We start from the raw sequence: 7,144 nt of genomic DNA on the forward strand, positions 1-7,144 counted from the left end.
CGCCGGTGCCGGTGCCGGTCCCACGGACGTCGGTGCCGGTCCCACGGACGTCGGTGCCGGGTCCTCCGGGCACAGCGGTGTCCGGCGGGTGCTCGCAGAGGCCCGCGCCTACGTCGACACGCCCCCGCCGCTCGGCCGGGTCCGGTCCTCGTTCGCGCCGGGGGACGCTCGGACGCTGCGTGCCGACGGCCCCGGTTGGTCGCTCGTCGCCAGAACCGACGACATCGCCTTCATCCTGCTCGACGAGGAACCCGGCGAGGTCCTGCCCGTGGGGCGGGGACCGTCGCTGCCCGGGCTCCTGGAGGCCCTCGACAAGATGGCCGTAAGGCCGAGCTGACCGAGGACACCGAGGCCCGTTACCGCTGGGAGTCGGGCGCCCTCCCGTCCCCGACTGTCTTCAACCTCTATGGCCGGCTCTCTTCCCATGTGGCTCCCGCCCATGGAAGAGGTCGTAGCGGACCCGCACGATGGGGCAGCCCTCAGCTCCACTCCCCCGTCGCGCCTGGAGTCCCTGATGCGTCTGCCCCGTGGTGTTCCGTTCCTCGCCGCCGTTGTGACGGCCGTCTCGCTCATCGGGCCATCGCCCGTCGCCGCGGTAGCGGGCGACGAAGGCGGACACTGCGCCCGCCAGGAGCACGTACGAGTGCCGGGCGCGGCCCTGCAGCGCACTGCCTGCCTGGACGATCTGACCACCACCGGGTTGGCGGGCACCCCGTACACCGACATGGCCGACCAGGCCGGGCTGACGGCCGGCGGCACCAGGACGCCGTCCGGAGTGCCCGGCATCCAGGTCGACGGCTACTTCCCGGACTCCTCAGGCTTCAACGACACGCACGGCTGGCGGCACGACGCGCAGTTCGTGATCCGGCTGCCGGACCACTGGAACGGCGGCCTCGTCGTGACGGGGGCGCCGGGCACCCGCAAGCAGTACGCCACGGACAAGGCGATCTCCGACCGGGCCCTCGCGCAGGGGTACGCGTACGCCGCGACCGACAAGGGCAACAGCGGAACGGACTTCTATCGGGACGGCGTCCGACCCGGAGACGCGGTCGCCGAGTGGAACGCACGCACCACCCAGCTCACCCGGGCCGCCCGCCGGGTGGCCGCCCAGCGCTACGGGCACGCGCCGCGTCGCACCTACATCGCGGGCATCTCCAACGGCGGCTATCTCACCCGTTGGCAGCTGGAGAACCACCCGGAGCTGTACGACGGCGGCGTGGACTGGGAGGGGGCACTGTGGACCGCGAACGGCCCCAGCCTCCTCACGTCCCTGCCGGTGACGGTGGCTCGGATGTTCGGCGCGGCACGGGACGAGGAAATGTACGCGGCGGGCTTCGCACGCGGCTCCGAGTTTCTGTGGCCGTATCACGAGAAGGCCTACTGGGGCTTGACGCAGAAGATCTACCGGGCCGAGTTCGACCCGTCCCACGATCGCGGCTGCCCGGGACCGACCGCCGGGTCCACCCTGGAGGAGATCCTGGCGCCGTGCCCCTCCGACGCGGCGTACGACTACGCGGAACGCCCCGCCTCCGTCCGCCGTGCGGTGGCCCGGGTCGCGCTGACCGGGCGTATCGGCAAGCCGCTGATCACCCTGCACGGCGATCTGGACGCGCTGCTGCCCAAGGCCGCCGACTCCGACGTGTACGCGCGCATGATCGACAGTCGGGGGCGAGGCGAGCTGCACCGCTATTACACGGTCGGGGGCGGCACGCACGTCGACGGGCTGTACGACACGTATCCCGACAGGCTGCGGCCGATCCTGCCCTGCTTCCGATCGGCCTTCGACGCGCTGACCGCATGGGTGGAGCAGGGCACCACGCCACCCGCGGACCACACGATCGACAGGCCCGCGAACGGCGACGTGGTCAACTCCTGCGCCCTTACCGAAACGGCCGAGACCACCGATACCTCCGGAGTGTCCTCGACATTCGAGACGTCCGAGGCATCCGCAACGCGACGTTAGCGCCTCAACGGCCGATCTCCTTGCGCGTGCCGCGGCGCAGCCTGCGCCGCTGCCCCGGGTCCAGGGTGAGGTAGGCGGCGGTCGGGACTCCCAGCACTATGAGCAGGGCGGCCCACCAGGGCAGCCAGATCAGCAGGATGAGCCCGACCGCCACGCCCCCCGCTGCGACTTTGGCGTTCTTCGACATGATGTCGCCTCCTTCGCGGCCACTGCCGCTCTCTGTCCTGAAAACGGGCCCACGCTCCCGACGGTTCCGTACCGTGACCCTGAGACGTCCCTGAGGCCGGACCCTTACTCACCCCTGAGAACCCGTCGGCGACCTCGTACCTCCTCATCTGAATAGTGACCCACGCCATAGCCCGGCCGCACTCCCCAGCCTCGGGAATCATGTACAGTCGGCGACCGCGTCCCGGCTAGTCAAGTTTGAGGAATACACCATCGCTGCACAGACCACTCTCCCGGCCACACCCCCCGACATTGCCGAACTCGCCCACTGCTGTGCTGTTTTCGTGCCCGGGGAACCCGCCCGGACCGGCAGAGTCGCGTTCTGGCGGCCCGACGGCGAGGCCCCTGTGGCCGTCTCGTCGGGGACCACGGAAGATCTGACGGTCGCGCTGCCCGACGGTGACGGCGTGGGGCCGGTCGGCGTGCCCGCTGTGCTGCTGCCGGTGCGGACGGCGCTGCCGCTTCTCACGCGCGCGCGTGACTGCGACGAGGGCCACCGGGCGACCGCGTTCTGGGGCACGGTCGCCGTCGAGGCACTGCACCTCGTGGCACGCGGCCTGCTGCTGCCGGGCCTGTCCGCGGCCGACCATGACGCCTGGCGCACGGGCCCGCTGGGCCCGGAGGAGACCGAACGGATCCGCCACCTCGCCGCCGCCATGCCGCCCGAGGCGCACGCGGTCCCCCTCGACGACGCCGGAACCCTGCGGCTGCCCGACCCGGAGCGGCTGGTGCGGGCCTTCCTGGACGCGATCGCCGACACGCTGCCCCGCTCCCCCGCCGCCGAACTCGTGACGGCCGAGCCCGCCTACGCCTCGCGGAAGCCGCGGCGGATGCCCGAACTGCGCGAGTGGGCGGCCGATGTCGCCGCGGGGCACGACGCGGGAGTACGGCTGTCACTGCGGGTCGAGGTGCGGGGCCTGTCGGCCACGGCGTCCCAGGAGGCTCGGCCCGCGTTCCGGGCCGTGCTCCAGGTGCACGGCGTGAGCGACCCCGCGCTCGTCGCGGACACCGCCGACGTGTGGGCCGGCACCGCGGGCGACGCGTTCGGCACACGCGCGCGGATGGACGCCCTGCTCGCGCTCCGCCGTGCGGCACGGGCCTGGCCCGCACTCACGCCGCTGCTGTCGGCCGCCGTGCCGGACGCCGTCGAGCTCGCCGACGAAGATGTCACCGAGCTCCTCGGTGCGGGCTCGCGGGCGCTCGCCGGCGCGGGAGTCGACGTGCACTGGCCTCGAGAGCTGGCCCGTGACCTGACCACCCGCGCGGAGGTCGGTCCGCCCGACGACGAGCCGTCGCCGCGCACGGCCTCGTCGGACACCGGCCCGTCCTTCCTGTCCGCAGACGCGCTGCTCGCCTTCAACTGGTCGTTCGCCCTGGGCGAGCAGCGGCTCACGCGCGAGGAGCTGGATCTGCTCGCCGAGGCCAACCGCCCCGTGGTGCGCCTTCGCGACCAGTGGGTTCTCGTGGACCCCGAGGAGGCCCACCGCGTCCGCGCCCGGCAGGACCACAAGGTCACGCCCGTCGACGCGCTCGCCGCGGCCCTGACGGGCTCGACGGAGGTAGACGGGCGCCGCTTCGAGGTACACCCCACGGGATGGCTCGCGACCCTGCGGGAACGGCTCGCCGACCCCGAGGCGCAGGATGCCGTCGCGCAGCCCGCCGCCCTCGACGCCACGCTGCGCGACTACCAGCGGCGGGGGCTCAACTGGCTGGTCCGCATGACGTCGTTGGGCCTGGGCTGCTGTCTCGCCGACGACATGGGGCTCGGCAAGACCATCACGCTGATCGCCCTGCATCTGCACAGGCAGAGCGACGAGTCCGCCGCCGGACCCACCCTGGTGGTCTGCCCGACCTCCCTCATGGGCAACTGGCAGCGGGAGATCGAGCGGTTCGCACCCGGCACCCCCGTACGTCGCTTCCACGGCGCCCGGCGCGACCTGGAGGGTCTCGCCGACGGCGAGTTCGTGCTCACCACCTACGGCACCATGCGCCTGGACACCGACCGGCTCTCCGCCGTGCCGTGGGGCATGGTCGTGGCGGACGAGGCCCAGCACGTGAAGAACCCGTACTCGGAAACCGCGCGGCGACTGCGTTCCATCGGCGCACGCGCGCGTGTGGCGCTCACCGGCACCCCGGTGGAGAACAACCTCTCCGAACTGTGGGCGATCCTCGACTGGGCCACGCCGGGGCTGCTGGGCCGGCTCGGTACCTTCCGCAGGCACTACGCACAGGCCGTCGAGGGCGGCCAGGACCCGGCGGCGGCGGAGCGGCTGGCGCGGCTCGTACGGCCGTTCCTGCTGCGCCGCCGTAAGTCGGACCCCGGGATCGCGCCGGAGCTGCCGCCGAAGACCGAGACCGACCATCCGGTGTCCCTGACCACGGAGCAGACCGGGCTGTACGAAGCGGTGGTGCGCGAGGCGCTCACGGAGATCGCCGAGGCCGGCAACATGGCGCGACGCGGCATGATCGTGAAACTGCTGACGAACCTCAAACAGATCTGCAACCACCCGGCGCAGTTCCTCAAGGAGGACCGGCCGAGGATCACGGGCCGCTCGGGGAAGCTGGAGCTGCTGGACGAGCTGCTCGACACCATCCTCGCCGAGGAGGCGAGTGTGCTGGTCTTCACGCAGTACGTGCAGATGGCACGCCTCCTCGAACAGCACCTGGCCGCCCGCGGCGTCGCCTCGCTGTTCCTGCACGGCGGCACGTCCGTCACAGCGCGGGAGGCCATGGTGCGGCGGTTCCAGGACGGTGAGGTCCCGGTCTTCCTGCTGTCGTTGAAGGCGGCGGGCACCGGACTGAACCTCACGCGCGCGGAGCACGTCGTGCACTACGACCGCTGGTGGAACCCGGCCGTCGAGGCGCAGGCCACCGACCGCGCCTACCGCATCGGTCAGACGCGCCCCGTGCAGGTGCACCGGCTGATCGCCGAGGGGACCATCGAGGACCGCATCGCCGCCCTGCTGAACCGCAAACGGGAACTGGCCGACGCGGTGCTGGGAACGGGCGAGGCGGCGCTCACGGAGCTGACGGACGCGGAACTGGCCGACCTGGTCGAGCTGCGAGGGGGTACGCGATGACCCGGTACGACGACGACACGGAACGGACGTTCGACGCGCTGCCGCCCGCGCACGGCCGGGGCTTCGCCCAGACCTGGTGGGGCCTGGCCTGGCTGAAGGCGCTGGAGGACGCGGCACTGGACACGGCGCAGGTGAAGACGGGCCGTCGGCTCGCGCGCGCGGGAGCGGTCGGCGCGGTGTCGGTACGTCCGGGGCGCATCACCGCGGTCGTCCAGGACAGAGACCGCACGGCGCACCGGGCCGACGTCCTGCTGGAGAAGCTGTCCGACGCGCAGTGGGACCTTTTCGTCGACATGGCGATCGAGCGGTCCGGGCATGTCGCGGCGCTGCTGGACCGCGACATGCCGCCGCACCTCGTGGAGGACGCCGCGACCGCAGGCATCGATCTGCTGCCGGGCCTGGGCGACTTGGAACCGGAGTGCGACTGCGGTGCCTGGGACCACTGCGGGCACACTGCCGCGCTCTGCTACCAGGTTGCCAGGCTGCTGGACCAGGACCCCTTCGTCCTGCTGCTCATGCGGGGACGGGCGGAGGGCGCCGTACTCGACGCCCTCCAGACGCGCGGCGACGCACCCGCGGAGGTTGCCGCCTCCCGTCCGGAGGGTGTGGACGCCGCCGAGGCGTACGCGGCGGGGGACGTGCTGCCTCCGCTGCCCGCCCTGCCCGACCTCCGGGAGGGGCCGGGCGTACCGCCGTCGCTGGACACCGAGAGCGCGCCACCCCCGGGCGTCGACCCGGCCGCCCTGGCTTTTCTGGCCTCCCGGGCCGCGGCGGAGGCACACCGCCTGCTCGCCGAGGCGCTGCGGAGCGGACACGGTCGGCAGGCGGTGGGCGCGGAACCCGCCGCCTCGCAGGACGCCGTGCGCCTGGCCGCCGGCAATCCCGGAGCGGACGTGCTGGAGCGTCTCGGCGACGGCTCGGGGCGTACTCGGGAGGCGCTGGCCGTCGCCGTACGTGCGTGGCGGCTCGGGGGCGGAGCCGCCCTGTCGGTGCTCGAGGAGGAGTGGACGGTGGAGGGCGACACGCTCACACGCGCGCGTGCGGCGCTGGAATCGGCTTGGGACGAGGACGAACGGCCGTCACTGCGCGCGCGGGCCAACCGGTGGACCGTCGTCGGCGCGCCGCACCAACTCCGTCTGGACCGCGACGGCCGTTGGTGGCCGTACCGCAAGGAGCGCGGCCGGTGGGTCCCCGTGGGCGGCGCTGCCCAGGACCCGGCGACGGCTCTGGCCACGGCGGTACTCGCGGCCGGGGACGAGCCCTGACGTCTGTCCCGACATGGGTGTGGCACTGACGACGCCTAGGCCGGGGCCGGGCGAGGAGCGGACCAATACCTGGGAGGAGCACCGGAGCCGGGCCGCTCCGGTGCCGTCCCGGTTCGGCATCGCGCCTCATCGCTCGCATCGCCTCGGCGTCGGCATCCGCACCCGCACCCGCACCCGCAACAGGTGCCGGGACGCGTCGAGGAGCGGTACCTGCGGCCCGCGCGGATGCCAAGCCGCCCGACATCAGTGACTTGCGTGGCGGGGCGAGGGCACGGCGAGCGCACGACGGGCCCACGGCGAGGTCAGAGTGGCGCCCGCGCGGCTTCCGTGAACGACCCGAGGTGGCTGCCGCCCGGTACGAGCGCGGCTTCGGGACGACGGACGGCGCGGACGTCTTCGCCGCAGCGGCCCGCCCGCCCTGCGGCGAGACCCCACGGTGACGTTCGTCCGGCTGCCGCACGGGACCTGACAGCCCGACGGGCTCCGGCCCCGTCCCTTGACCCGAAAGGGGCGGAGCCCCCCCTCCGAGGTGGGACGCCCCACAGGGGCCCAAGGAGGGGGCCCCTGCAAGCCTGTTTAGGTGTTTTCAAGACACCACCGGAAGGGGGGAC

Annotated in this window: 4 protein-coding genes and 1 pseudogene; 4 read left to right on the forward strand and 1 reads right to left on the reverse strand. The window is 72.9% G+C overall.

The annotated features are described in order from the left end of the window. Both ACFCZF_RS06400 and ACFCZF_RS06405 read left to right on the forward strand, forming a co-directional pair. A pseudogene (locus ACFCZF_RS06400) lies at positions 1–337 on the forward strand (hypothetical protein); the annotation flags it as partial. A 177-nt stretch (positions 338–514) separates the two neighbouring features. After that, complete coding sequence (locus ACFCZF_RS06405; RefSeq protein WP_376670691.1) at positions 515–1,963, forward strand: tannase/feruloyl esterase family alpha/beta hydrolase; 1,449 nt, start codon at positions 515–517, stop codon at positions 1,961–1,963. Between the two features lie 4 nt (positions 1,964–1,967). Here ACFCZF_RS06405 and ACFCZF_RS06410 read toward each other — a convergent pair whose 3' ends face one another. Beyond that, complete coding sequence (locus tag ACFCZF_RS06410; protein ID WP_376670692.1) at positions 1,968–2,150, reverse strand: hypothetical protein; 183 nt, start codon at positions 2,148–2,150, stop codon at positions 1,968–1,970. A gap of 250 nt (positions 2,151–2,400) precedes the next feature. Between ACFCZF_RS06410 and ACFCZF_RS06415 the strand changes: the two genes are divergently transcribed. Further along, complete coding sequence (locus ACFCZF_RS06415) at positions 2,401–5,268, forward strand: DEAD/DEAH box helicase (RefSeq protein ID WP_376670751.1); 2,868 nt, start codon at positions 2,401–2,403, stop codon at positions 5,266–5,268. Further along, the gene (locus tag ACFCZF_RS06420; protein ID WP_376670693.1) at positions 5,265–6,533 is read left to right on the forward strand and encodes an SWF or SNF family helicase; all 1,269 of its coding nucleotides are present in this window, start codon (positions 5,265–5,267) and stop codon (positions 6,531–6,533) included. Before ACFCZF_RS06415 ends, ACFCZF_RS06420 begins: the two co-directional genes overlap by 4 nt. Positions 6,534–7,144 lie beyond the last annotated feature (611 nt).

The sequence above is a fragment of the Streptomyces sp. NPDC056296 genome (genome assembly GCF_042268605.1).
Taxonomy (GTDB): Bacteria; Actinomycetota; Actinomycetes; order Streptomycetales; family Streptomycetaceae; genus Streptomyces.